The sequence below is a fragment of the Streptomyces sp. NPDC002386 genome (assembly GCF_053593175.1).
On record NZ_JBSFBX010000010.1, the window covers coordinates 99,431 to 123,718 of the forward strand.

19 protein-coding genes are annotated in these 24,288 nt (G+C 72.8%); 16 read left to right on the forward strand and 3 right to left on the reverse strand.

The window, feature by feature from the left end:
- Nucleotides 1–315: 315 nt before the first annotated feature.
- The gene (gene sucC / locus ACWCPN_RS21045) at nt 316–1,497 is read left to right on the forward strand and encodes an ADP-forming succinate--CoA ligase subunit beta (protein WP_365120813.1); all 1,182 of its coding nucleotides are present in this window, start codon (nt 316–318) and stop codon (nt 1,495–1,497) included.
- 27 nt (nt 1,498–1,524) lie between these two features.
- Nucleotides 1,525–2,409: a succinate--CoA ligase subunit alpha gene (gene sucD, locus ACWCPN_RS21050; RefSeq protein WP_451208222.1), complete on the forward strand. Its 885-nt coding sequence runs from the start codon at nt 1,525–1,527 to the stop codon at nt 2,407–2,409.
- An 87-nt stretch (nt 2,410–2,496) separates the two neighbouring features.
- Here the strand turns inward: sucD and ACWCPN_RS21055 are convergent, their stop codons facing one another.
- On the reverse strand, nt 2,497–3,543 hold the full coding sequence (locus tag ACWCPN_RS21055) for a sigma factor-like helix-turn-helix DNA-binding protein (protein WP_451208225.1): 1,047 nt from the start codon (nt 3,541–3,543) through the stop codon (nt 2,497–2,499).
- A 96-nt stretch (nt 3,544–3,639) separates the two neighbouring features.
- Between ACWCPN_RS21055 and ACWCPN_RS21060 the strand changes: the two genes are divergently transcribed.
- Entirely contained in the window at nt 3,640–5,508 is a 1,869-nt protein-coding gene (locus ACWCPN_RS21060; protein WP_451208228.1) for a cell division protein PerM, read from the forward strand.
- Between the two features lie 129 nt (nt 5,509–5,637).
- Here the strand turns inward: ACWCPN_RS21060 and ACWCPN_RS21065 are convergent, their stop codons facing one another.
- The gene (locus ACWCPN_RS21065) at nt 5,638–6,405 is read right to left on the reverse strand and encodes a hypothetical protein (protein ID WP_451208231.1); all 768 of its coding nucleotides are present in this window, start codon (nt 6,403–6,405) and stop codon (nt 5,638–5,640) included.
- 282 nt (nt 6,406–6,687) lie between these two features.
- Between ACWCPN_RS21065 and purN the strand changes: the two genes are divergently transcribed.
- Together purN and purH are read left to right on the forward strand one after the other, a co-directional pair.
- A complete protein-coding gene (gene purN / locus ACWCPN_RS21070; protein WP_199211666.1) occupies nt 6,688–7,326 on the forward strand; it encodes a phosphoribosylglycinamide formyltransferase in 639 nt (212 codons plus the stop codon).
- A complete protein-coding gene (gene purH / locus ACWCPN_RS21075) occupies nt 7,323–8,894 on the forward strand; it encodes a bifunctional phosphoribosylaminoimidazolecarboxamide formyltransferase/IMP cyclohydrolase (protein ID WP_451208234.1) in 1,572 nt (523 codons plus the stop codon). Before purN ends, purH begins: the two co-directional genes overlap by 4 nt.
- Nucleotides 8,895–9,147: 253 nt before the next feature.
- Here purH and ACWCPN_RS21080 read toward each other — a convergent pair whose 3' ends face one another.
- On the reverse strand, nt 9,148–9,789 hold the full coding sequence (locus ACWCPN_RS21080; RefSeq protein ID WP_392292022.1) for an RDD family protein: 642 nt from the start codon (nt 9,787–9,789) through the stop codon (nt 9,148–9,150).
- A 276-nt stretch (nt 9,790–10,065) separates the two neighbouring features.
- Here ACWCPN_RS21080 and ACWCPN_RS21085 point away from each other — a divergent pair, with 276 nt between their 5' ends.
- From ACWCPN_RS21085 to ACWCPN_RS21135, 11 genes are all read left to right on the forward strand, one after another.
- Nucleotides 10,066–10,920, forward strand: coding sequence for a bifunctional methylenetetrahydrofolate dehydrogenase/methenyltetrahydrofolate cyclohydrolase (locus tag ACWCPN_RS21085; protein WP_392402850.1), 855 nt, complete (start codon nt 10,066–10,068; stop codon nt 10,918–10,920).
- Nucleotides 10,910–11,383, forward strand: a complete 474-nt coding sequence (locus tag ACWCPN_RS21090) for a DUF3017 domain-containing protein (protein WP_451208237.1) — start codon at nt 10,910–10,912, stop codon at nt 11,381–11,383. The genes ACWCPN_RS21085 and ACWCPN_RS21090 overlap by 11 nt, the downstream gene beginning before the upstream one ends.
- 448 nt (nt 11,384–11,831) lie before the next feature.
- The gene (locus ACWCPN_RS21095; RefSeq protein WP_451208240.1) at nt 11,832–13,013 is read left to right on the forward strand and encodes a DUF2690 domain-containing protein; all 1,182 of its coding nucleotides are present in this window, start codon (nt 11,832–11,834) and stop codon (nt 13,011–13,013) included.
- Between the two features lie 503 nt (nt 13,014–13,516).
- Nucleotides 13,517–14,506 (forward strand): malate dehydrogenase, encoded by a 990-nt coding sequence (locus ACWCPN_RS21100; protein ID WP_365120794.1) that lies wholly within the window; start codon nt 13,517–13,519, stop codon nt 14,504–14,506.
- A 171-nt stretch (nt 14,507–14,677) separates the two neighbouring features.
- On the forward strand, nt 14,678–16,453 hold the full coding sequence (locus tag ACWCPN_RS21105; protein ID WP_451208243.1) for a hypothetical protein: 1,776 nt from the start codon (nt 14,678–14,680) through the stop codon (nt 16,451–16,453).
- Nucleotides 16,440–16,793, forward strand: a complete 354-nt coding sequence (locus ACWCPN_RS21110; protein ID WP_199211673.1) for a hypothetical protein — start codon at nt 16,440–16,442, stop codon at nt 16,791–16,793. Before ACWCPN_RS21105 ends, ACWCPN_RS21110 begins: the two co-directional genes overlap by 14 nt.
- Before the next feature lie 10 nt (nt 16,794–16,803).
- Complete coding sequence (locus ACWCPN_RS21115) at nt 16,804–17,952, forward strand: hypothetical protein (protein ID WP_451208247.1); 1,149 nt, start codon at nt 16,804–16,806, stop codon at nt 17,950–17,952.
- A 179-nt stretch (nt 17,953–18,131) separates the two neighbouring features.
- Nucleotides 18,132–19,652, forward strand: a complete 1,521-nt coding sequence (locus ACWCPN_RS21120) for an aldehyde dehydrogenase family protein (protein WP_451208250.1) — start codon at nt 18,132–18,134, stop codon at nt 19,650–19,652.
- Between the two features lie 74 nt (nt 19,653–19,726).
- Nucleotides 19,727–21,259: a GMC family oxidoreductase gene (locus ACWCPN_RS21125; RefSeq protein WP_451208253.1), complete on the forward strand. Its 1,533-nt coding sequence runs from the start codon at nt 19,727–19,729 to the stop codon at nt 21,257–21,259.
- On the forward strand, nt 21,256–22,335 hold the full coding sequence (locus tag ACWCPN_RS21130; RefSeq protein WP_451208256.1) for a quaternary amine ABC transporter ATP-binding protein: 1,080 nt from the start codon (nt 21,256–21,258) through the stop codon (nt 22,333–22,335). Before ACWCPN_RS21125 ends, ACWCPN_RS21130 begins: the two co-directional genes overlap by 4 nt.
- The gene (locus ACWCPN_RS21135) at nt 22,336–24,288 is read left to right on the forward strand and encodes an ABC transporter permease subunit (protein WP_451208259.1); all 1,953 of its coding nucleotides are present in this window, start codon (nt 22,336–22,338) and stop codon (nt 24,286–24,288) included.

The following is a 24,288-nucleotide window of genomic DNA, read 5'->3' on the forward strand; positions in this document are numbered from 1 at the left end:
TCCAGGGCCCCAGCGGCCCGTTCGGGGGCCTCACCGGGTTCACCCCAGCCCGGTGAGGCCGCGCACAACCCCGCACAAGCCCTCATCATCGGCACGCCGTGCCAGCAAAACCGGCATCATGTGACAGGTATCACCGCTCAGGTGTGACCCTCGATTTAGGGACCCCCGGCAAGCGGCGATAACCTGCGAGACGGACATGCCGCGCGCTCGGACACCGTGTGCGCTTCCCTTGTGACACAGCGGACGTCACGTTGCCCTTCGCGGCACGCCCACGCATCCAACGAACCGCGAGATCACTGATAGGGACGGAAGCGCGTGGACCTGTTCGAGTACCAGGCGAGGGACCTCTTCGCCAAGCACGATGTACCGGTGCTGGCCGGTGAAGTCATCGACACGCCTGAGGCGGCGCGCGAGATCACCGAGCGGCTGGGCGGCAAGTCCGTCGTCAAGGCGCAGGTGAAGGTCGGTGGTCGCGGCAAGGCCGGTGGCGTCAAGCTGGCCGCCTCCGCGGACGAGGCCGTCGCCCGGGCGACGGACATTCTCGGCATGGACATCAAGGGCCACACGGTCCACAAGGTCATGATCGCCGAGACCGCTCCGGAGATCGTCGAGGAGTACTACGTCTCCTTCCTCCTCGACCGTGCCAACCGCACCTTCCTCTCCATCGCCTCCGTCGAGGGCGGCATGGAGATCGAGGAGGTCGCGGCCACCCGCCCGGAGGCCGTCGCCAAGATCGCGATCGACGCCATCGACGGCGTGGACGAGGCCAAGGCCCGCGAGATCGTCGAGGCCGCCAAGTTCCCGGCCGAGGTCGCGGACAAGGTCGTCAACGTCCTCATCAGGCTGTGGGACACCTTCATCAAGTCGGACGCCCTCCTGGTCGAGGTCAACCCGCTGGCGAAGGTCGCCTCCGGCGAGGTCATCGCCCTCGACGGCAAGGTGTCGCTCGACGAGAACGCCGAGTTCCGCCACCCCGAGTACGAGGAGCTCCACGACAAGGCCGCGGCCAACCCGCTCGAGGCCGCCGCCAAGGAGAAGAACCTCAACTACGTCAAGCTCGACGGCGAGGTCGGCATCATCGGCAACGGCGCGGGTCTCGTCATGAGCACCCTGGACGTCGTGGCGTACGCCGGTGAGAAGCACGGCAACGTCAAGCCCGCCAACTTCCTGGACATCGGCGGTGGCGCCTCCGCCCAGGTGATGGCGAACGGCCTGGAGATCATCCTCGGCGACCCCGACGTCAAGTCGGTCTTCGTCAACGTCTTCGGCGGCATCACCGCCTGCGACGAGGTCGCCAACGGCATCGTGCAGGCCCTGAAGCTCCTCGAGGACCGCGGCGAGAACGTCAGCAAGCCGCTCGTCGTCCGTCTGGACGGCAACAACGCCGAGCTGGGCCGGCAGATCCTCACCGACGCCAACCACCCGCTGGTGCAGCGCGTCGACACCATGGACGGCGCGGCCGACAAGGCCGCCGAGCTGGCCCACGCCGCCAAGTAAGCACTCAGGACGAGGACACAACACACCATGGCTATCTGGCTCAACAAGGACAGCAAGGTCATCGTCCAGGGCATGACCGGCTCCACGGGCATGAAGCACACCAAGCTCATGCTCGGGGACGGCACCAACGTCGTGGGCGGCGTGAACCCGCGCAAGGCGGGTCAGTCCGTGGACTTCGAAGGCACCGAGGTACCGGTCTTCGGCACCGTCAAGGAAGCCATCGAGAAGACCGGCGCCGACGTCTCCGTCATCTTCGTGCCGGAGAAGTTCACCAAGGACGCGGTCGTCGAGGCGATCGACGCCGAGATCCCGCTGGCCGTCGTGATCACCGAGGGCATCGCCGTGCACGACACGGCCGCCTTCTGGGCGTACGCCGGCAAGAAGGGCAACAAGACCCGCATCATCGGCCCGAACTGCCCCGGCATCATCACGCCGGGCCAGTCGAACGTCGGCATCATCCCGGGCGACATCACGAAGCCGGGCCGCATCGGCCTGGTCTCGAAGTCCGGCACGCTGACGTACCAGATGATGTACGAGCTGCGTGACATCGGCTTCTCGACGGCCGTCGGCATCGGTGGCGACCCGATCATCGGCACCACCCACATCGACGCCCTGGCCGCGTTCCAGGACGACCCCGACACCGACCTGATCGTGATGATCGGTGAGATCGGTGGCGACGCCGAGGAGCGCGCGGCCGCGTTCATCGCGGAGAACGTGACCAAGCCGGTCGTCGGCTACGTCGCGGGCTTCACCGCGCCCGAGGGCAAGACCATGGGCCACGCCGGCGCCATCGTCTCCGGTTCGTCCGGCACCGCCCAGGCGAAGAAGGAGGCCCTCGAGGCCGCCGGCGTCAAGGTCGGCAAGACGCCGACCGAGACGGCGAAGCTGGCCCGGGAGATCCTGAGCGCCTGAGCGTCGTAGCCGAGTGCCGGCAGGCCCGTCCCCGTCCGGGGGCGGGCCTGCCGGCTTTTTCGCGGCCGTGCGCAGGGCTCGACGGGGTCATCCGGCCACGGGCGTCAGACGTTCCGGGCCGCTCGTCGCGGAGTGCCGGAGTTTGTCGCGCAGTGCCTGCTGCTCGTGCGACAAGGGGCCCAGGGCGGCCGGTGGCGGCACCCCCTGCACCGCCTGGGCCGGGGCGATCGGCGGCTCGTAGTGGGTCGGTGCCGTGCGCAGGGTCAGCGCCGTGGAGCCGATGATCGCGACCGTGAACGCGATGGCCGCGCGGGTCCAGAACACGTTCCGGCGTTCGCCGGTCGTCCGTACCGTCGTCGGTCTCGGCGGCTGCAGCCGCTCCGTGGAGGCCAGCTCGACCAGCCGCCGGTGCAGTGCGGCCGGGTCGGCCAGGTGCGGGACCTGCGCGGCCATGGCCTCCCGGGCGCGGGTCAGCCGGCCGGCCGCGGCGGGCGTGCTGGCCTCCGTCTCCGCCGCCGTCTCCGGCAGGTCGAGGCCTACGCCGTCGTACAGGACGAGGGTGCGCCGGTAGGACGGCGGCAGTTCGAGCAGGGCGGTCAGCAGCGCGCGGTCGGCGGGGTCGGCCGGCGGGGGCTCGGGGGAGCGGTGACGGGGGCGGAAGCGGTGCCAGGGGGAGAGGGCCCACTCGTAGGCCACCGCCCGGACCCAGCCCGCCGGGTCCCGGTCGCGGGCCACTTCGGGCCAGCGCTGCCAGGCGAGCTGGAAGGCGTGCTCCACGGCCTCCCGGGCCAGTTCGCGGCGCCCGGTGAGCAGGTAGGCCTGCCGGGCGAGAGCGGGGGCGCAGAACGCGTACAGCGCGTCGAAGGCCTGAGCGGGTGTCAGCGCCGACGGCGATCCCGCCCCGCCGGCCGCGTCCGTCCGGTCGGCGGCGGGTCCGGCGAGGGCGGCCAGCAGGCGGGCGTAGGCCGCGCCCTCCTGGCCGCCGGGAGTGCTGCGGCCGCGCTCCCAGGCGCGGACCGTGGCACGAGCGACGCCGACCCGCTCGGCGACCTGAGCCTGCGTCAGCGATCCGGCCTCCCGCAGGCGTCGGCGTTCCTTGGGTGGTGGCAACTGGCTGGCCGGGCTTTCCGTCACAGAACACTCCTTCAGCCGAAAAAGTACATAAACATATATTGAGCGACACATCGGAGGTTCTGCTGTTACGACGGGAAAGCGCGTGTCGTTGGGAGCATGGCGGGCGTGACCCTGATGACCGATCGCCGACCGTCGTTGCCGCCCCTGCTGCACGGAATGCGCGACCGATCGCCCGGACTGGGCGCCGGCCTGCTGGGCGGCGCGGTCGCCGCGGCGCTCGGGCTCGGCTCGCTCGCCGTACTCGTGCTGGCGCTGTGGATCAGCTCGCCGTACCCCGACAGCGGACCCGACGGCGCTCTGCACGTCGCCGCCGCGCTGTGGCTGCTGGGACACGGCGTCGAACTCGTCCGCACCGACACCCTGTCCGGTGCGCCCCAGCCGGTGGGCGTGACCCCGCTGCTCCTCCTCGCGCTCCCGGTGTGGCTCGTGTACCGGGCGGCGCGGGACGCCACCGACGCCTCTCCCGAGCCCGACGGCCCGCCGCCGGTCCCGGCGCGTACGGCGTGGACGGGCGTGGTGCTCGGCTACCTCGGGGTCGGGGTCGCCGCCGCGCTGTACTGCTCCGGCGGCGTCCTGCGGCCCCAGTGGGGCTGGGTGGCGGCCTGCCTGCCACTGGCCGCCGCGGTGCCCGCGGCGGCCGGGGTGTGGACGGCGCACGGCTGTCCGCGCGGGCCCCTGCGCGGACTGCTGCCGCTGCTGCCCGGGCCGGTGCGGCGGCTGCTGGCCGGGGCGGACGCGTGGGCCCGGCTGGACGCGGCGGTCCGGGCCGCCGCGGCCGGGACCGCCGTGCTCGTCGGGGGCGGGGCGCTGCTGCTCGGGGTGTCGCTGGTGCTGCACGGCGACATCGCGCGCGCGTCGTTCCTCCAGCTCACGGCGGGCTGGACCGGCCGCTTCGCCGTGCTGCTGCTCGGCATCGCGCTGATCCCGAACGCGGCGGTGTGGTCGGCCTCCTACGCCCTCGGTCCCGGCTTCGTCCTCGGCACCGGGCACCTGGTGCACCCCCTCGCCTCCGACCCCGCCCCGCTCCTGCCCCCGTTCCCGCTGCTCGCCGCGGTGCCGGATCCCGGCCCCGGGACGCGGCTGAACTGGGCCGCCGCCCTGGTGCCGGTGGCGGCCGGGGTGACGGTGGCCTGGTTCCTGGCGCGGGCGGCCGCGGGCGAGCGGGGACGGACGGGGGCCGGGGAGACCCGGCGGCGGGCCGCGCCCTGGTCCGCCGTGCGGACGGCCGGGGCGCTGGTCCTGGCGGCGCTGCTGTGCGGGGCGGCCGTGGCGCTCCTCGCCGCGCTGTCCGGCGGCCGCCTGGGCGCGGCCGCGCTGGCGGACTTCGGCCCGGTGTGGTGGCAGGGCGGTCCGGTGGCCGCGCTGTGGATCACGGTGACCGGTCTGCCGTCGACGCTGATCTCGTGGGCCTGGCGGGTGTGGAGGGGCCGGGTCCGGGACGCCGAGCCCGCCGGAGGAGCGGCGGACGACACGGGGGCCGGGCGAGCCCTCGCGCAGGCCGCGCCCAAGAGCGCCCCCGAGCAGACCGCCGAGGACGCGACGCCGAGGCCGGGGAAGCCGGGGAAGCCGGGGAAGTCGGGGAAGTCGGGGAAGGGCGTGAAGACGGCGAAGGCGCCGGGTGGGGGGCAGATGGAGGACGAGCTGTACGACTTCCTGCCCACCGACGGCCCGTACCCGCCGGCCTGGCAGAACGACGACCTCGCCCGGGCCTCCCGGTGGGAGGCCCTGCGCGCGGCCGCCACGCCCCCGCAGGCCACGGAGTGGCCACCCCTGCCGCCCCCGGCACCGGCGACGGACACGCCCGGGCCCACCGGCGACCCGACTCCCGAAGAACCACCCGCCCGGACCGACGAGCCGGCGCCGTCACCGGCGCCGCCCGCCGGGACAACCTCCCAGCCGGCCGTACCCCACCCGGCGACACCGCCGGACCCTCCCGGCCCGACCGAGCCGCCGGCCGACGAGTAGCCGCGCACCGCTCCCGGCGGCCGCCCGCCTCTCGCGGAGGCCGGATCATGTCACCGGCGCCGGTGGACACCCCGGGCCCGCCGAGCCACCGGGCGACGATTGTCCGGCCACCGCCCGGCAGTGGGTGCCTCAGCCGTCGCTGACGCCGAGGACCCCGCGCAGTTCCTTGGGCAGATGCTGGTCGCAGGACTGCTTGGCCTGGTGGGTCAGGGCGTCGCTGACGCAGGTGTAGTAGTCGCTGTAGACGAGCTGGACCGTGAAGGTCGTGACCACCAGGAGCAGGGCCAGGCCCGCCGTGACCAGGCCGCTGATCGCCGCCGTGGTCTGCGGGCGGGCGCCCGGCCCCGGGGCGGGGGCGTCCGGGCCGGTGTCGCGGGGCCTGGCGCGCAGGGCGCTGATGCCCCAGTACAGGGCCAGCGCACCCAGCAGCAGCGCCACGTACGGCCAGCTGAACAGGGCGAAGAAGACGGCCCACATGCCGGACAGCAGGGCGTAGCGCGCGCGGCGCTGGGCCGGGTCCGTCGGGTCCCAGCGCGTGCCGGGGCCGGCCGGCCCGCCCGGACCGGGGCCCTCGGGCCGGCTGCCGGGACGTTCACCGAAGCCGCCGGGGGAGCGGCCGGGCTGGCGGTCGCTCCACTGACTGCCCCACGGGGGCTCGCCCTGCGGGTCCGAGCCCTCGGGGCGGCGGGGCCGCCACGGCTGGTCCGGGGTGCCCTCCGGGGGTGGCGCGAACGGGTTGTCGTCCTTGCGCCCGCCGTCCTGCCCGTCGCCGTCCCGGCCGCCCGACGGCGCCTCGGGCGGCGAGGCCGGCCGCTCCCGGAGCAGCACGCCGGCACGCTCGCCTCGCTGGGCCCGGAGCGGCGGGAACGTGAGGAGTCGCAGGCTGCGATCGGGCATCAAAAGAGCGTCTTCCCCTAGGTGAGCGCGGCTGTCCGCGTTGAGCTTCCACCCCGTGAACGCACCGCACGGCGACCGCGTTCCCGGGGTTGCTCCTTCGTGATTCCCTCCGAACGCTACCTTCCGGCCACGCCCCCGTCCCGAGGGGGCCTTCCGGAGTGCCGGTATCGTTGCTGACGGTCGGCCGCTTCGTAGACTTCCCCGTATCCCGGGGCGCGAAGCATTGGTGCGAACGCACAAACCGCCGGCCGGACATGTCGCTCACCGAGAAAGGGCCCCGCCGTGGCCGCCACCCCCGCTGGCCGAGCGGTCAAGCGCCTCGTCGTGCTGGTCTCCGGATCCGGCACCAACCTCCAGGCGCTGCTGGACGAGATCGAGCGCACCGGAGCCGAGGAGTACGGGGCGCGGATCGTGGCCGTCGGGGCCGACCGCGCCGGTGTCGAGGGGCTCGCCCGCGCCGAGCGGGCCGGACTGCCGACCTTCGTGTGCCGGGTGAAGGACCACGCGACCAGGGAGGAGTGGGACGCGGCCCTCGCCGAGGCCGTGGCCGCGCACCAGCCCGACCTCGTGGTCTCCGCCGGTTTCATGAAGATCGTCGGCAAGGAGTTCCTCGCGCGGTTCGGCGGGCGGTTCGTCAACACCCACCCGGCCCTGCTGCCCAGTTTTCCCGGGGCCCACGGCGTGCGCGACGCGCTCGCGTACGGCGCCAGGGTCACCGGCTGCACCGTCCACTTCGTCGACGACGGCGTCGACACCGGACCGATCATCGCCCAGGGCGTGGTCGAGGTCCGGGACGAGGACGACGAGAGCGCGCTGCACGAGCGCATCAAGGAAGTCGAGCGAAGGCTGCTCGTCGAGGTCGTGGGGCGGCTCGCCCGCAACGGCTATCGCATTGAGGGACGAAAGGTAGTTATCCAGTGACCGCCACCGCCGAGAGCACCAAGCGGCCCATTCGCCGGGCGCTCGTCAGCGTCTACGACAAGACCGGCCTGGAGGACCTCGCGCGCGGCCTGCACGAGGCCGGTGTCGAGCTGGTCTCCACCGGCTCCACGGCCGGCCGTATCGCCGCCGCCGGCGTCCCCGTCACCAAGGTCGAGGAGCTGACCGGCTTCCCCGAGTGCCTGGACGGCCGGGTGAAGACGCTGCACCCCAAGGTGCACGCGGGCATCCTCGCCGACCTGCGGCTGGACAGCCACCGCGAGCAGCTCGCCGAGCTGGGCGTGGAGCCGTTCGACCTGGTCGTCGTCAACCTGTACCCGTTCCGCGAGACCGTCGCCTCCGGCGCCTCGGACGACGAGTGCGTGGAGCAGATCGACATCGGCGGCCCCTCGATGGTCCGCGCCGCCGCCAAGAACCACCCGTCGGTGGCCGTGGTGACCAGCCCGGAGCGGTACGCCGACGTCCTCGCCGCCGCCTCGGCCGGCGGCTTCGACCTCGCCACCCGCAAGCGGCTCGCCGCCGAGGCCTTCCAGCACACGGCCGCCTACGACGTGGCCGTCGCCTCCTGGTTCGCCTCCTCCTACGCCCCCGTCGACGAGTCGTCGTTCCCCGACTTCCTCGGCGCCACGTGGGAGCGCGCGCACACCCTGCGCTACGGCGAGAACCCGCACCAGCCGGCCGCCCTCTACGTCGAGGCCGGCGGCGCCGGCCTCGCGCAGGCCGAGCAGCTCCACGGCAAGGAGATGTCGTACAACAACTACACGGACACGGACGCCGCCCGCCGTGCCGCGTACGACCACGACGAGCCCTGCGTCGCGATCATCAAGCACGCCAACCCCTGCGGCATCGCGGTCGGCGCGGACGTCGCCGAGGCCCACCGCAAGGCGCACGCCTGCGACCCGGTCTCCGCGTACGGCGGCGTGATCGCCGTGAACCGGCCGGTCAGCAAGGAGATGGCCGAGCAGGTGGCGGAGATCTTCACCGAGGTCATCGTCGCGCCCGGCTACGAGGAGGGGGCCCTGGAGGCCCTCGCCAAGAAGAAGAACATCCGGGTCCTGAAGGCCCCGAACGGCCCGGCCGACCCGGTCGAGGTCAAGGCGGTCGACGGCGGCGTGCTGCTCCAGGTGACCGACCGGCTGCAGGCCGAGGGCGACGACCCGGCCAACTGGACGCTCGCCAGCGGCGAGGCCCTGAGCGAGGCCGAGCTGGCCGAGCTCGCCTTCGCCTGGAAGGCCTGCCGCGCGGTGAAGTCCAACGCGATCCTGCTCGCCAAGGGCGGCGCCTCGGTCGGCGTCGGCATGGGCCAGGTCAACCGCGTCGACTCCTGCAAGCTGGCGGTCGAGCGGGCCGGCGAGGAGCGGGCGCGCGGCGCCTTCGCGGCCTCCGACGCCTTCTTCCCCTTCCCCGACGGCCCCGAGATCCTCATCGGCGCCGGCGTCCGGGCCATCGTCCAGCCGGGCGGCTCGATCCGTGACGAGCAGGTCGTGGAGGCTGCCAAGAAGGCGGGCGTGACCATGTACTTCACCGGTACGCGCCACTTCTTCCACTGAGCCCGCGGGGCTAGGGCCTGTCTGGCAATTCGCGTCGTCGCCCGAAGGGCGGCCGCGCGGCGTCAGGTGCGTGCTCTCGGCGGGCCGGCTCCAGGGCCGCGTACTGGACGTACTTGGGTCTGGGGCCGGTGCGGCGAGAGTGCGTGCATGGCGTCGCGCGGCAGGCGGGAATTGTCAGACAGGCCCTAGGAGAAGCGGCCTCCGGCCCCCTTCGCGGGGGGCCGGAGGCCGCTTCGTCGTGCGGGCGCTCAGCTCACGGGTTGCGGATCACGATCGAGCCGCAGATCTTGTCGGCGAACGTCTGGCGCTTGGAGTCCCACGCGGGCCAGAGGTAGCCGAGGTAGCAGGGCAGACCGTCGATGATGTGGGCGAGCTGGCGCACGAACGCCATGCCGCCGCCGAGCGGCTGGCCGGTGTCCTCCTTGAGCGTGCGGATGCCGAGCGCCTTCTTGCCGACCGTCTGGCCGGTCTTGCCCTCCTGGATCACCTGCCAGACGAGGACGCCGATGCCGAGCAGGAAGCCGACCAGCGTCAGCGCCGGGGCACCCGCCTTGGCGCCGATGACGGCGAACGGGACGTAGGCGACCATGTAGATGATCGTGTCGATCAGCTTGCTGAGGAACCGCTGGCCCCAGTTCGCGTACTGCGGCTGCATCCCGTACCCGCCCTGCTGCGGGTAACCCGGGTAGCCGGGCTGCTGGGGGTAGCCGTAGCCCTGCTGCGGCGGGACGCCCTGCGGAGCCTGCGGGTAGCCGGGCTGCTGGGGGTAGCCGTAGCCCTGCTGCGGCGGCACGCCCTGCGGAGCCTGCGGGTAGCCCGGCTGCTGCGGCTGACCGTAACCCTGCTGCGGATCCTGCGGCTGACCATAGGGGTTGTTGGGCGAGCCGAAACTCATGGCGGATTTCCTCCGTTGTATCTGCGGGGACGACGCGGAAGGAACGGAGGTACGTCAGGATCTGAGCGGTTTGCCCCCCAACCGGACCGCGATACTGCGCCGTTCATCGTCGTCGGGGAGGCGAGTTCTTGTCCAGCCGGATTCGCGATGCGTTGTGCAAGTGCAACATCGTCGATCATGTCCGGACATCCGAGTCCGCGGCCCGGGCCGTCCCAGCTGCCGGACGGCGGGGACCCGGATTGGAACCGGGGGCCGGTCATCCGCGAGGATGGGGGCATGACCGCCCAGATTCTCGATGGCAAGGCCACCGCAGCCGCGATCAAGTCCGAGCTGACCGCCCGCGTGGCGGCGCTGAAGGAGAGGGGCGTCACGCCCGGCCTCGGCACGATCCTGGTGGGGGAGGACCCCGGCAGCCAGAAGTACGTCGCGGGCAAGCACCGCGACTGCGCCCAGGTCGGCATCGCCTCCATCCAGCGCGAGCTGCCCGCCACGGCCACCCAGGAGGAGATCGAGGCGGTCGTCCGGGAGCTGAACGAGGACCCGGCCTGCACCGGCTACATCGTGCAACTCCCGCTGCCCAAGGGCATCGACGAGAACCGCATCCTCGAGCTGATGGACCCGGCCAAGGACGCCGACGGCCTGCACCCGATGAACCTCGGCCGCCTGGTGCTGAACGAGCCGGCGCCGCTGCCCTGCACCCCCAACGGCATCATCAGCCTGCTGCGGGCCCACGGCGTCGAGATCAAGGGCGCCGAGGTCGTGGTCGTCGGCCGCGGCGTGACCATCGGCCGCCCGATGCCGCTGCTGCTCACCCGCCGCAGCGAGAACGCCACCGTGACCCAGTGCCACACCGGCACCCGTGACCTGTCCGCCCACCTCAAGCGTGCCGACATCATCATCGCGGCGGCCGGCTTCCCGCACCTGATCCGCGCCGAGGACGTCAAGCCGGGCGCGGCCGTGCTGGACGTCGGTGTCTCCCGCAACGCCGAGGGCAAGATCGTCGGCGACGTCCACCCGGACGTGACCGGGGTGGCCGCCTGGATCTCCCCGAACCCGGGCGGAGTGGGTCCCATGACCCGGGCGCAGCTGCTGGTCAACGTGGTCGAGGCGGCGGAGCGCAGTGCCGGCTGAGGACGACCGCACGGTGACCGGACCGACGGCCCGCGACGCGATCAGCGCCCCCGACGCCGAGGGGCGCCCGCGGCGCGTCACGCGCCGCTTCCCGCTGTTCACCAGGGACACCGCGCGCCCCGAGGGCGGCGGCCGGGCCGCCCCGGGCGACGCCCCGGCGCCCGCCCGGCAGTGGCCGATGCTCGTCGTGCTGTCCACCGTCGCGCTCGGTCTGCTGCTGACCGCGCTCGACGTGTTCCGCTACGGCACCCTGCTGATCGGCGCCGCCCTGCTGGCGGGGGCCGTCCTGCGCTGGGCGCTGCCGAGCGTCGGCATGCTCGCCGTCCGCTCGCGGTTCACGGACATCGTCACCTACGGCGTCCTGGGGCTCGCGATCGTGCTGCTGGCGATGACGGTGCAGCCCAACCCCTGGCTACCCATTCCGTTCCTCAAGGACGTATTGCACTTCACGCTGGCCAAGTAGCGTCCTCGGCGCGGTCCCTGACGGGCCGCCCGGTGGCGCCGCCGTGGAACGGCGGCCCGTCCCCTCCCCCGAGCAAGGACGGACCGCCGTCAGGACGTAAGCCTTCCCTGCCGTGAACCGCCAGTTCAACGGCTGTCCGTGCGCTGTGGCACGGAAGTGACCGTTCCGCTACGGTGTCCGCGCACTGCCACATGTGTGCGGGCCGCGTCGCCGCCCCGGGGAATCGGCGCTACGTTACGAAGGCTCCGTGGGGGCGGGTGCGCGACCGGTGGAACCGGTGCTCGCGTGCGCCCCCGCTCCGGGAACTGGGATCCTTGGTCGGCGCATCCCTGTGGGTGGGCCAGAACGATGTCGCGCCGGGAACGGACCGGACCGGCGCGAGGGCCACGCGTGGGGAACGGCGCGAGGGAACCAACAGCACCAACCGGGGGGAAGAGGGGGAAGCACGATGCCTCGATGGAAAGCCTTGCCGGACGAGCTGGATCCGCAGATCAAGGAGTTCACGAGCCAGTTGCGGGCGCTCGTGGACCGCAGCGGCCTGAGCATCGCGGCGCTGGCGGACCGGACCGGCTACAGCAAGACGTCCTGGGAGCGTTACCTGGGCGGCCGGCTCCTCGCGCCGAAGGGCGCGATCGTTGCGCTCGCCGAGGTCACCGGCACCCACCCGGTCCACCTCACCACGATGTGGGAGCTGGCCGAGCGGGCCTGGAGCCGCGCGGAGATGCGGCACGACCGGACCATGGAGCAGATTCGTATCTCCCAGGCACGCGCCGCGCTCGGGGAGTTCGGGGCGGCCGAGGCCGAGGCCCAGGGGGCGGGCGGTACGCGCACGGCCCACCGGGGCACCGGCACCGCCGCGGTCCCGGGTGCCGCCGGCCCCGCCGGGGCCCCGCCGCGGGTTCCGGCCCAGCCGACCGCTTCCGACGCCGACGACCGCGAACCGGCGGGCCGCGCACCGGCCCCCGAGGTCAACTCCTGGGGCCTCGCGGGCTACGAGGGTCCGTCGCGGGCCGGCGGCCGCCCGGGCACGCGTCCCCCGACGCTGCCGGACGGTGCGGGCACCCCGCCGGTTCCGCCGGCCCCGTACGGCGCTCAGCAGCAGCCGGCCCCCGCGGCCAACCGTTCCGCCCAGGGGTCCGGCGGCAGGCGGTGGCTGACGTTGTTTCTCGCCGGTGCCGGCGCCGTACTCGTCGTCGTGGCGGCCGTCTTCCTGTTCACGCACCGGGGCGGCGGCAAGGGCGAGGGTGCCGCGAAGGCGCCCTCCCCGGCCGCCAGCACCCGTCCCAGCCTGCCCGCCGGGGTCAAGTGCGCCGGCGCGGCCTGCACCGGCAAGGACGCGGAGGCGATGGGCTGCAGCGGCAGCCTGGTGAGCACCGCGAAGACGGCCACCGTCGGCGCCACCACCCTGGAGGTCCGATACAGCCGGACCTGCGGCACGGCCTGGGGACGGATAACCGGCGGCGTCCCGGGCGACCAGGTCGAGGTCTCGGCCGGCAAGGCGCGCCAGAAGGGCGACATCACCGCGGCCGGGGACACCATCGCCTACACGCCGATGGTCGCCGTGAAGGACCCGGCCGACGCCGAGGCCTGCGCGACCCTCGCCTCCGGACAGACGGGCTGCACGAAGTAGCGGACCCTGTGGGGCGGCTGACCGCACGAGGCGGCTGCCCCCCGAGGCAGCGGGCCTCACGAGGCAGCGGGCCTCACGAGGCGGCTGCCCCCGAGGCAGCGGGCCCCGCGAGGCATCCGGTCGCGGAGGGTGGCGGGCCGCGGGAGGCGGTCGGGCGGCGGCCGGTGCGGAAGCGGAACGACCCGTTCGGGTGGATTTCCGGAGCAAGGCGCATGGGCCTCCGTATCCCGGGCACGCGAACCGTACCCCCACGGGAGTCCGGCAGTCCGGCACCCCCACCGGCGGCCGTCTCCGTCCCCCTCTCCCGGACGGACGGCCGCCTCCCCGTGCCGTCGTGACCCCGCCCCGCGACCCGGCGGCCCGACTTGTGGGCTGGGCCACAGGGCCCCGGACGTCTCGCATGACGGATGCGCGATAGCCTGACCGCTGGATTCTCTTGACGCCAAGAGATCGATCATCCGGGGCAGTGCCGCCCCACCGCCAGCTGTCATACGGAGAACGCCATGACCCGCACTCCCGTGAACGTCACCGTCACCGGCGCGGCCGGCCAGATCGGTTACGCCCTCCTCTTCCGCATCGCCTCCGGCCAGCTGCTCGGCGCGGACGTGCCGGTCAAGCTGCGCCTCCTGGAGATCACGCCGGCGCTGAAGGCCGCCGAGGGCACGGCCATGGAGCTGGACGACTGCGCCTTCCCGCTCCTCCAGGGCATCGAGATCAGCGACGACCCGAACGTCGCCTTCGACGGCGCCAACGTGGCCCTGCTGGTCGGTGCCCGCCCCCGCACCAAGGGCATGGAGCGCGGCGACCTGCTCGAGGCCAACGGCGGCATCTTCAAGCCGCAGGGCAAGGCCATCAACGACCACGCCGCGGACGACATCAAGGTCCTGGTCGTCGGCAACCCGGCCAACACCAACGCGCTGATCGCCCAGGCGGCCGCGCCGGACGTACCGGCCGAGCGCTTCACCGCGATGACCCGCCTCGACCACAACCGCGCGCTGACCCAGCTCGCGAAGAAGACGGGCACCACGGTCGCCGACATCAAGCGCCTGACCATCTGGGGCAACCACTCCGCCACCCAGTACCCGGACATCTTCCACGCCACGGTCGCCGGCAAGAACGCCGCCGAGGTCGTGAACGACGAGAAGTGGCTGGCCGAGGACTTCATCCCGACCGTCGCCAAGCGCGGCGCCGCGATCATCGAGGCCCGTGGCGCCTCGTCCGCCGCCTCCGCCGCCAACGCCGCCATCGACCACGTGTACACGTGGGTCAACGGCACCGCAGAGGGCAACTGGACCTCCATGGGCATCCCGTCGGACGGCTCCTACGGCGTCCCGGAGGGCCTGATCTCCTCCTTCCCGGTCACCACCAAGGACGGCAAGTACGAGATCGTCCAGGGCCTGGACATCAACGAGTTCTCCCGCGCCCGCATCGACGCCTCCGTCAAGGAGCTCGAGGAGGAGCGCGAGGCGGTCCGCGGTCTCGGCCTCATCTGAGGACGACCGCGGCGGTGACGCCGTGCGCATGAGCGGCCCCGCTCCGGTTCTCCGGAGCGGGGCCGCTCCCGTGCGTACGCGAACCCGGCCGGTGTCGCACCGTTGCCCTATGCTGATGGCTCGTCAACTCATCTCTTCGCTGAGTGACTTACCACGCCTCGGGGGAATCGCGTGAACACCGCATCCGTGCCGCAGCAACCGCGGCCGACGTCTGCGACGGCACCTTCCGCAGCACCGCCCACCCCACCGCACGCCAGTGAGGCCACCCGGCTGCTGTGCGCGGGCACGTACCTGGACCCCGGTTACCGGGACCAGGTGATCGACGAACTGCACCTCAACGAGCAGCGGTTCGCGGCGCCCTCGCTCGGCCTCGACGCCGCCCGCGTCCTCGCGCACGCCCTGCGCGCCCGCCGGCAGGAGCTCCAGTGGGCCGGGGCGATCTTCGGCCTGTGGCTGCTGGGGGCGGTGCTGACCCAGGGCCTGCTGGCCCTCTACGTGCTGCCCAGCCTGTATCTCGCCATCGGTGTCTGGATCCGGGGCCGGGCACCGGTGGCCCCGCTGTACCGGGCGGTGCCGGCCTTCTTCTTCCGCTGGTGGGGCCGCATCCTGCTCGCGGTGATGGCGGTCTTCACGGTGATCGCCGCGTTCGCCGGCGGGGACGACGGCCCGTCGTCCGGTTCCTACGGGAGCTCGTACGACCCGTACGACTCGTACGGGACCTCCGACTCGCCCGGCCTGAGCGACGTCTTCCTGCCGGGCTCCGGTGACACCGGGACCCACTTCAAGCCGTGGCAGGCCTGGGCCGCCCTGGTGGTCCTCGCGCTCATCGCGGTGTGCCTGGCGGGCCAGCGGGGCCAGTTCGCGCGTGTCCTGGCCGGCGAGCTGTCCCCGCAGCGCTTCCCCGACGCCGCCGACGACCCCGCCGAGCAGGGCGAGAACCGGCGGTTCCAGTGGCTCAGGCACCGCATCCGCGCGGAACAGCACGCGCCGCTGGTCATGTACCACGAGGCGCGCCCGTTCTGCGGGGCCGGGCAGGCGCAGCAGCCCTGGGTGCTGGCCGTCGAGCTGAAGCCCGACGCGCTCAAGAAGCGGCAGCAGCCGATCAGCAACCGGCTGGTGCTGGAGAGGATCCGGCCGCTGGTGGAGCGGCTCCGGCTGCCCGCCGAGTACGCGGGGCCCGGGGTGCGTGACCGGCTGCGCTGGCTGGAGATCGACGAGTGCGTGTTCCTGCCCGCGGAGGGTCTGCTGCGCCGTGACGACGCGCCGTACCAGCAGCAGGCCTTCGAGCAGCACCGCGCGCACGCGGTCGAGGAGGGCGCCGAGAAGCGCCGGCACTTCCTGCGCATCCGCGTCGGCGGCTGGGAGGAGGAGCTGGTCGTCACCGTCTTCGTGCGCGTCCACACCCAGGGCCGCATGCTCATGCTGGAGATCGCCCCGCACGTGCTGCAGCCGGTGCGACCGCTCTTCAAGGAGGCCGACCGCGCCGCCCACCGCTACCGGCACAACAGCGCGCTGGGCAAGGCGGTCTGGGCCGTCGCCCGGGTGCCGGTCTCGCCGGCCCGGTCCCTGATCGTCCTCGGCAGGGCGGTGGCGTACGGCTGGCGGCTGCTCACCGGCGGGTACGCGAACGCGCTGCCGGACGGTCCCGCGCTGTCCGTCCGGGAGCTGGGCTCGACCGACGCCGGTTCGCAGTTCCAGGAGATGGACGCCTCGCGCTACCTCAAGAGCATCCAGGACCGGGTGGCGAACGGCGTGCGCGCGGCCCTCGCCGAAGCCGGCTACCAGACCGGCGAGTTCGTCCAGCAGATCAACAACATCAGCAACGGGGGCGTGCACATCGGCAGGGTCGAGGGCAGCACCTTCGCCGTCGGTGACAACTCCTCCGCCTCCTCCACCAACGGCGGCGGCGAGCCGCGGAAGGGAGCCGACACCGATGGCAACGAATGAGCCGAGGGTCAGCATCGGCGACGTCTCGCACAGCACCTTCGCCATCGGCGACCACTCGCACGCCGAGAGCCACCACGGCACGGCCGCGTCGCGCGACGCGGCGGCCGAGGAGCTGCTGCTGGCCGTGCGGGAGCTGCGCGCCGATCTGGCACGGGTACGGGCCGACGAGCGGACGGCGGAACTCGACGCCGCCCTCGCGGACACGGAGGACGAGATCACCCGCACCGGCCAGGCCGCGCCCTCCCGGCGCGAGCGCCTGCGCCGGCTGCTCGACGACTCCCAGGCGCTGGTCGGCCTGCTCGCCTCGGCGGGCACGCTGGCCGGCCTGGTGGGGCTGTGAGGCGGACGCCATGAGCGGGGGAGCGCGGTACTGGAACGAGGAGACCCAGCGCTGGGAGGACGGCGAGGGGGGTCAGGCCGGCGCACCCGTGACACCGCCGCCGGCCATGCCGGCCATGCCGGACCGGGCGCCCGGGTGGCCGCCGGCCGGACCGCGGACGGCCGCCGAGCGCGCGTCCGGCCCGCCGGAGCCCGCCCCGCCGGAGTCCGCCCCTTCGACGCCGTCGGCACCGTCCGCGCCTCCGGCGCCCGAGCAGGCGCCTGCCGTGCCGCCGGCGCCGTGGCCGGACCCGTCCGCCGTCCCGCACGGGTCCTGGCCGGGCGCCTCCGCTGACCCGCCGGGCGGGCCGAGCGGCCTCGAAGCGGGTGGCGGCGGGGCGGGCTGGTCCTCGCCCGAGTGGCCCGTGCCGCCCGGCCCGGCTCCCGCGCGCACCGGTGGACTCAACCGGAGAACGGTCTGGACGGTCGTCGTGGGCGCCGCCGTGGTCGGGGTCGCCGCGAGCCTCGTCCTGACCCTTGTGGTCCGGCCCGGTGATCACGACCGGCCCGCACCGGCGGCCGGCTCGCCGAGCGCCTCCGCGGTCACGGAGTCCCCGGAGCCGTCCGGCGACCCGTCCGGCTCGGCGTCCGCCACGGAGGAGACGGCCACGCCCTCCGCCTCGGCGAGCCCGCTGCCCGCGGACTGGGAGTCCTACGACGACGACGAGGGCTTCCGGATCGCCCGCCCCAGGGGCTGGTCGCGGTCGACGCTGCCCTCCTCCTACGGCATCAGGATCGTCAACTACCGCAGCCCGGACCGGAAGCAGCGGCTGCAGATCTACCAGGTGGCGGAGGCGTCCCCGGACGAGTCGTTCGAGATGTACCTGTCCGACGCGACCGCCAAGCCGCCGGGGTTCCGGAAGCTGTCCCTGCTCGATCTCGACGAGGGCGACTTCACCGGCTCGCGCATGGAGTACCTGGCCGACAGCATCAAGGGCGAACCGGACGTCGGCGGCTGGCACGTCTACGACGAACGCTTCATGGCCGTGGACGGACGGATCTACGCCGTCGCCGCCTACGGCCCCGACAAGAACGGCGGCGACGACGAGCTGAAGCTGCTCGACACCGCCCTGAGCGGGTTCTGCCCGCCCGATACGGGCTGTGACGCGCCCATGGACTGAGCGCGTCGCGCCAAATAACCTGTTTCTGTCCGTTTTCGCATGATTTTTCAGTGACGCCGCGCACTGCGGGCCACTGATTTGGCATGCATGCCCGCGTTGCGGGCAGGCGGCGACGGTCTCTGAGCACGCCGCCTGCGTGACACATGGGAACCGAACAGGAACGGAAGGCGACACCGATCATGGCGGACACAACGGAACGACAGGACCAGGCGACCATCCACGCGGGAGGGGAATGGCTGGCGGCCGCCTCCGGTGCGACGCGCGAGATCCTCGACCCCGCGGACGCCCGGCGGTTCGCCCTGGTCGCGGAGGGTGACGAGAAGGACGCGGAACGTGCGGTGGCCGCCGCCCGGCAGGCGTTCGACCACGGACCCTGGCCCGGCACCCCGGTCGCCGAGCGCGCCGCGCTGCTGCGCCGCGTCGCCGACCTCCTCGTGCGCGACCGTGAGGAACTCGGCCTGCTGGAGAGCCGGGACGCGGGCAAGACCGTCGAGGAGGGCCGCGTCGACATCGACTGCGTCGCCGACGCCTTCCGCTACTTCGCCGACCTGGTCGCCGGCGAGGCGCCCGGCCGCGTGGTCGACGCCGGCTCCCCCGACATCCACAGCGTCGTCGTCCACGAGCCGGTCGGCGTCTGCGCGCTCATCACCCCCTGGAACTACCCGCTGCTCCAGGCGAGCTGGAAGATCGCCCCCGCGCTCGCGGCCGGCAACACCTTCGTGATCAAGCCCAGTGAGATCACCCCGATGACGACCATCGCGCTGATCGACCTGCTCCGCGAGGCCGGTCTGCCCGCCGGCGTCGCCAACCTGGTCACCGGCCCCGGCCACACCGTGGGCGCCCGGCTCGCCGAGCACCCCGACGTCGACCTGGTCTCCTTCACCGGTGGCCTGGTCAGCGGCACCAAGGTCGCCCAGGCCGCCGCCCCCACCGTCAAGAAGGTCGCCCTCGAACTCGGCGGCAAGAACCCCAACGTGGTCTTCGCCGACGCCTGCGCCACCGAGGAGGGCTTCGACACCGCCGTCGACCAGGCCCTCAACGCCGCCTTCATCCACAGCGGCCAGGTCTGCTCCGCCGGCGGCCGGCTCATCGTCGAGGAGTCCGTCCGGGACCGCTTCGTCACCGAACTCGCCCGCCGCGCCCAGCGGATCAGGCTCGGCCGGGGCACCGAGGACGGCGTCGAGTGCGGTCCGCTCGTCTCCGCGCAGCAGCGCGCCAAGGTCGAGTCGTACGTCGCCTCCGCGCTCGAGGAGGGCGCGGTGCTGCGCTGCGGCGGCAAGCGTCCCGAGCCGTCCGACACCAGGCCGGAGAGCGGCTACTTCTACGAGCCGACCGTTCTCGACGCCTGCCACCGCGATATGCGCGTCGTGCGCGAAGAGGTATTCGGCCCGGTCCTCACCGTCGAGACCTTCCGCACCGAGGACGAGGCGGTGTTCCTCGCCAACGACACCGAGTACGGCCTCGCGGGGGCCGTCTGGACCGCCGACGCGGGCCGCGCCCGGCGCGTCGCGGGACGGCTGCGCCACGGCACCGTCTGGATCAACGACTTCCACCCCTATCTGCCGCAGGCGGAGTGGGGCGGCTTCGGCAAGAGCGGCACCGGGCGTGAACTCGGCCCCGCCGGCCTCGCCGAGTACCGCGAGACCAAGCACGTCTACCAGAACCTGGCGCCGAAGCCGGTGCGCTGGTTCGCCGGCTGAGGCCCCACCAGCCCCGCCAGCGAACCGCTCTGCGCACCCTGAACTTCCTCCCACCCCCCAGGAGTAACCACCCGATGCCCGATCACACCCACGAATTCGACTACGTCGTCATCGGCGGCGGAACAGCCGGTTCCGTCATCGCCTCGCGGCTCACGGAGAACCCGGACGTGACCGTCGCCGTCATCGAGGGCGGCCCCAGCGACGTCGGCCGCGACGACGTGCTGACGCTGCGCCGCTGGATGGGCCTGCTCGGCGGTGAACTCGACTACGACTACCCGACCACCGAACAGCCCCGCGGCAACTCGCACATCCGGCACAGCCGGGCCCGGGTGCTGGGCGGCTGCTCCTCCCACAACACCCTCATCTCCTTCAAGCCGCTCCCGTCCGACTGGGACGAGTGGGAGGCGGCCGGCGCCAAGGGCTGGGGCGCCGTGCCCATGGAGGCGTACTTCGCCCGCCTGAAGAACAACATCGTCTCCGTCGACGAGAAGGACCGCAACGCCATCGCCCGCGACTTCGTCGACGCCGCGCAGAGCGCGCTCGACGTCCCGCGCGTCGAGGGCTTCAACAAGAAGCCGTTCACCGAGGGCGTCGGCTTCTTCGACCTCGCCTACCACCCCGAGAACAACAAGCGCTCCTCCGCGTCGGTGGCGTACCTGCACCCCGTCATGGACGAACGCCCCAACCTGCACGTCCTGCTGGAGACCTGGGCGTACCGGCTGGAACTGGACGGCACCCGCGCCGAGGGCGTGCACGTGCGCACCAAGGACGGCGAGGAACTGCTGATACGGGCCCGCAACGAGGTCGTGCTGTGCGCGGGCGCCGTCGACTCGCCCCGACTGCTGATGCACTCCGGCATCGGCCCGCGCGAGGACCTTCAGGCGCTCGGCATACCCGTCGCGCACGACCTGCCCGGTGTCGGCGAGAACCTGCTCGACCACCCCGAGTCGGTGATCGTCTGGGAGACGAACGGGCCGATCCCGGAGAACTCCGCGATGGACTCCGACGCGGGCCTGTTCGTGCGCCGCGACCCCGAACACCAGGGCCCGGACCTGATGTTCCACTTCTACCAGATCCCCTTCACCGACAATCCGGAGCGACTGGGCTACGAGCGGCCGGAGTTCGGCGTCTCGATGACCCCGAACATCCCCAAGCCGAAGAGCCGCGGCCGCCTCTACCTCACCAGCGCCGACCCGTCCGTGAAGCCCGCCCTGGACTTCCGCTACTTCACCGACGAGGACGACTACGACGCGCGGACCCTGGTCGACGGCATCCGCATCGCCCGCGAGATCGCCAAGGCCGAGCCGCTGGCCGGCTGGCTCAAGCGCGAGGTCTGCCCCGGACCCGAGGTGCAGGGCGACGCCGAACTGAGCGAGTACGCCCGCAAGGTCGCGCACACCGTGTACCACCCGGCCGGCACCTGCCGCATGGGCTCCGCCGAGGACCCGCTCGCCGTCGTCGACCCGGAGCTGCGCGTGCGCGGCCTCGACGGCATCCGTATCGCAGACGCCTCCGTCTTCCCGACCATGACGGCGGTCAACCCGATGATCGGGGTGCTCATGGTCGGGGAGAAGGCCGTCGATCTGATCGGAGGTGACGCGCGATGACGCTCACCGTTCCCACCCGTAAGCCGCCCACCACCGACGCCCCCGTCTTCTCGGTCGAAGGACTGTGGAAGGTGTTCGGCCCCAAGGCCGACCGCGTCCCGGGCGACCCGGAACTCAGCAGCCTCGGCACCGCCGACCTGCGCTCGCGCACCGGCTGCACGGCCGCCGTGCGGGACGTCTCCTTCGACGTGCGCAAGGGCGAGGTCTTCGTGGTCATGGGGCTGTCCGGCTCCGGCAAGTCCACCCTCGTGCGCTGTCTGACCCGGCTCATAGAGCCCACCGCCGGAACCATCGTCATCGACGGCGAGGACGTGCGCGCCATGGACAAGGTCAGACTGCGCGAGCTGCGCCGTCACCGGGCCGCCATGGTCTTCCAGCACTTCGGTCTGCTGCCGCACCGCACCGTCCTCGACAACGTCGCCTACGGCCTGGAGATCCAGGGTGTGGGCAAGGCCGAGCGGCGCGAACGCGCGGCGGAGATCGTCGCCAAGGTCGGGCTGGAGGGCATGGAGCAGCGCCGGCCCGACCAGCTCTCCGGGGGCCAGCAGCAGCGCGTGGGACTGGCCCGCGCCCTCGCCGTCGACCCGGAGGTGCTGCTCTTCGACGAGCCCTTCAGCGCCCTCGACCCGCTGATCCGGCGGGACATGCAGGAGGAGGTCATCCGCCTGCACCACGAGGAGGGACGCACCATGGTCTTCATCACCCACGACCTGAGCGAGGCGCTGCGCGTCGGCGACCGCATCGCGCTCATGCGCGACGGCCGTGTGGTGCAGCTCGGTACTCCCGAGGAGATCGTCGGCTCGCCCGCCGACGACTACGTACGCGAATTCGTCAAGGACGTCCCGCGCGAGCAGGTCATGACCGTGCGCACCGCCATGCGCCCGGGGGACTGCGGCGGCACGGAGCACCCGGGCGCGCTCGCCCCGGACACCGTCGTGGCCGACGCGATCAAGGTCGTCGCCGACAGCGGCAGGGCGGCCTGCGTGGTCGAGGAAGGACGCTGCACGGGCGTCGTGGACCACGAGCGCCTTCTCGGTGTCGTGGCCGGGACGGAGCAGTTCAAGGAGGCGGTCTGAGTGAGTACCGTCTCCGTCCCCACTCCGCGTGTCGGCCCGCTGGAGGTGCTCGCGCGCCCCGCCGTCCGCAAACTCCTCGTCCTCGCGCTCGTCGCGGCCGTCCTGGGCCCGCTGGTCACGGCGCGGTGGGGCGCGGGCACCTGGCCGCATGCCCTGACCGTGGACGTGTCCGCCCCACTGGCCCGGACCAGTGACTGGATCATCGACAACCGCGACAGCAGTCCCCTGTTCACGTACTTCTTCGGGTACATCAGCAACGCCGTCGTGCTCTCGGTCCGTGCCGTCTACCTGATGCTGCTCGGCATCGGCTGGGCGGGAGTCACCGCGCTGGCCGCGCTCGTGGCCTGGCGCACGGCCGGTGTACGCCTCGCGCTCGGCACCGTCGTCGCGCTTCTCGCCTGCGGTGTCCTCGGCATGTGGGTGCCGACCATGCAGACGCTCGCCCTGATGGTGGTCGCGGTGCTCGCCTCCGTCGTGGTGGGCGTCCTGCTCGGTCTCGGGGCCGGCCTGTCGGACCGCGTCAACGGCGCGCTCCGGCCGGTGCTGGACACCATGCAGGTACTCCCGGCCTTCGCCTACCTGCTGCCGGTCGTGCTGATCTTCGGCATCGGTGTGCCCGCCGCCGTGCTGGCCACCGTGATCTACGCCGCCCCGCCGATGGCCCGGTTGACGGCGCTCGGACTGCGCCACGCCGACGGCGGCGTGCTGGAGGCGGCCGAGTCGCTCGGCGCGACCCGCCGCCAGCGGCTGCTGACCGCGCGCATACCGCTGGCCCGCAAGGAGATCATGCTCGGCGTCAACCAGGCGATCATGATGGCCCTGTCGATGGCCGTCATCGCGTCCCTGATCGGTGCGGGTGGTCTCGGTGACCGTGTCTACCAGGCGCTGGCCTCCGTCGATGTCGGTGCCGCGCTGGCAGCCGGTATCCCGATCGTGCTGCTGGCCGTCGTCCTGGACCGCATCACCGCCGCCGCCGGCGAACACATGGGCACGGGGGCCGAGCACGGCGGTGGCAAGGCCCGCTGGGCGGTGCCCGCCGCCGTACTGGTCGCCGTGGTCGTGGCGGGGCACCTGACCGGAGCCCTGAACTGGCCGGACTCGTGGGTCACGGAGATCGCGGGACCGGTCAACACGGCCAAGGACTGGATGGTCGATCACCTCTACACGGGTGTGCCCGTCGTCGGTGGCACCGCGGACTGGGCCGCTCACTTCACCACCTGGGTGCTCGACCCGATCCGGGCCGGTCTGTGGTGGCTGCCCTGGTGGGCCCTGCTGCTGATCGTCGCCGCCGCGGCCTGGCTGATCGGTACCTGGCGCACGGCCCTGACGGCCGTCCTCGCGACGGCGGCGATCGGCGTGCTCGGAGTCTGGAAGCCCTCGCTGGACACCCTGTCCCAGGTGCTCGCGGCGGTGGTGGTCACCCTGGTGATCGGATTCGCGGTGGCGATCGCGACCGCCCGCAGCGCACGGACGGAACGGATGCTGCGGCCGGTGCTGGACGTCTTCCAGACCATGCCGCAGTTCGTCTACCTGATTCCGGTGGTGGCGCTGTTCGGTGTGGGCCGCGCGCCCGCCGCCGCCGCTGCCGTGGTCTACGCCCTGCCCGCGGTCGTCCGGATCACGAGCCAGGGACTGCGGCAGGTCGACCCGGCGGCCCTGGAGTCCGCGCGGTCGATGGGGGCCACCACCTCGCAGCAACTGCGTCAGGTGCAACTGCCCCTGGCCCGGCCGGCCATCCTGCTCGCGGTCAACCAGTGCCTGGTGCTGGTGCTCGCCGTGGTCGTCGTCGGCGGCCTGGTCGGTGGCGGTGCGCTCGGTTACGACGTGGTCTTCGGCCTCGCCCAGGGCGACCTCGCGACCGGTCTGGTGGCCGGTGCCGCCATCGTCTGCCTCGGCCTGATGCTCGACCGGGTGACCCAGCCCACCGAACGCCGTACGACGAAGGGGGCCTGA

Bases quoted from the DNA above. Each gene is read 5' to 3' on its own strand.
- sucD (WP_451208222.1), top strand. From the start codon at position 1,525: ATGGCTATCTGGCTCAACAAGGACAGCAAGGTCATCGTCCAGGGCATG.
- ACWCPN_RS21060 (WP_451208228.1), top strand. From the start codon at position 3,640: ATGGCGGGCGTGACCCTGATGACCGATCGCCGACCGTCGTTGCCGCCC.
- ACWCPN_RS21065 (WP_451208231.1), bottom strand. From the start codon at position 6,405: ATGCCCGATCGCAGCCTGCGACTCCTCACGTTCCCGCCGCTCCGGGCC.
- ACWCPN_RS21080 (WP_392292022.1), bottom strand. From the start codon at position 9,789: ATGAGTTTCGGCTCGCCCAACAACCCCTATGGTCAGCCGCAGGATCCG.
- ACWCPN_RS21085 (WP_392402850.1), top strand. From the start codon at position 10,066: ATGACCGCCCAGATTCTCGATGGCAAGGCCACCGCAGCCGCGATCAAG.
- ACWCPN_RS21095 (WP_451208240.1), top strand. From the start codon at position 11,832: ATGCCTCGATGGAAAGCCTTGCCGGACGAGCTGGATCCGCAGATCAAG.
- ACWCPN_RS21100 (WP_365120794.1), top strand. From the start codon at position 13,517: ATGACCCGCACTCCCGTGAACGTCACCGTCACCGGCGCGGCCGGCCAG.
- ACWCPN_RS21110 (WP_199211673.1), top strand. From the start codon at position 16,440: ATGGCAACGAATGAGCCGAGGGTCAGCATCGGCGACGTCTCGCACAGC.
- ACWCPN_RS21115 (WP_451208247.1), top strand. From the start codon at position 16,804: ATGAGCGGGGGAGCGCGGTACTGGAACGAGGAGACCCAGCGCTGGGAG.
- ACWCPN_RS21120 (WP_451208250.1), top strand. From the start codon at position 18,132: ATGGCGGACACAACGGAACGACAGGACCAGGCGACCATCCACGCGGGA.
- ACWCPN_RS21125 (WP_451208253.1), top strand. From the start codon at position 19,727: ATGCCCGATCACACCCACGAATTCGACTACGTCGTCATCGGCGGCGGA.
- ACWCPN_RS21130 (WP_451208256.1), top strand. From the start codon at position 21,256: ATGACGCTCACCGTTCCCACCCGTAAGCCGCCCACCACCGACGCCCCC.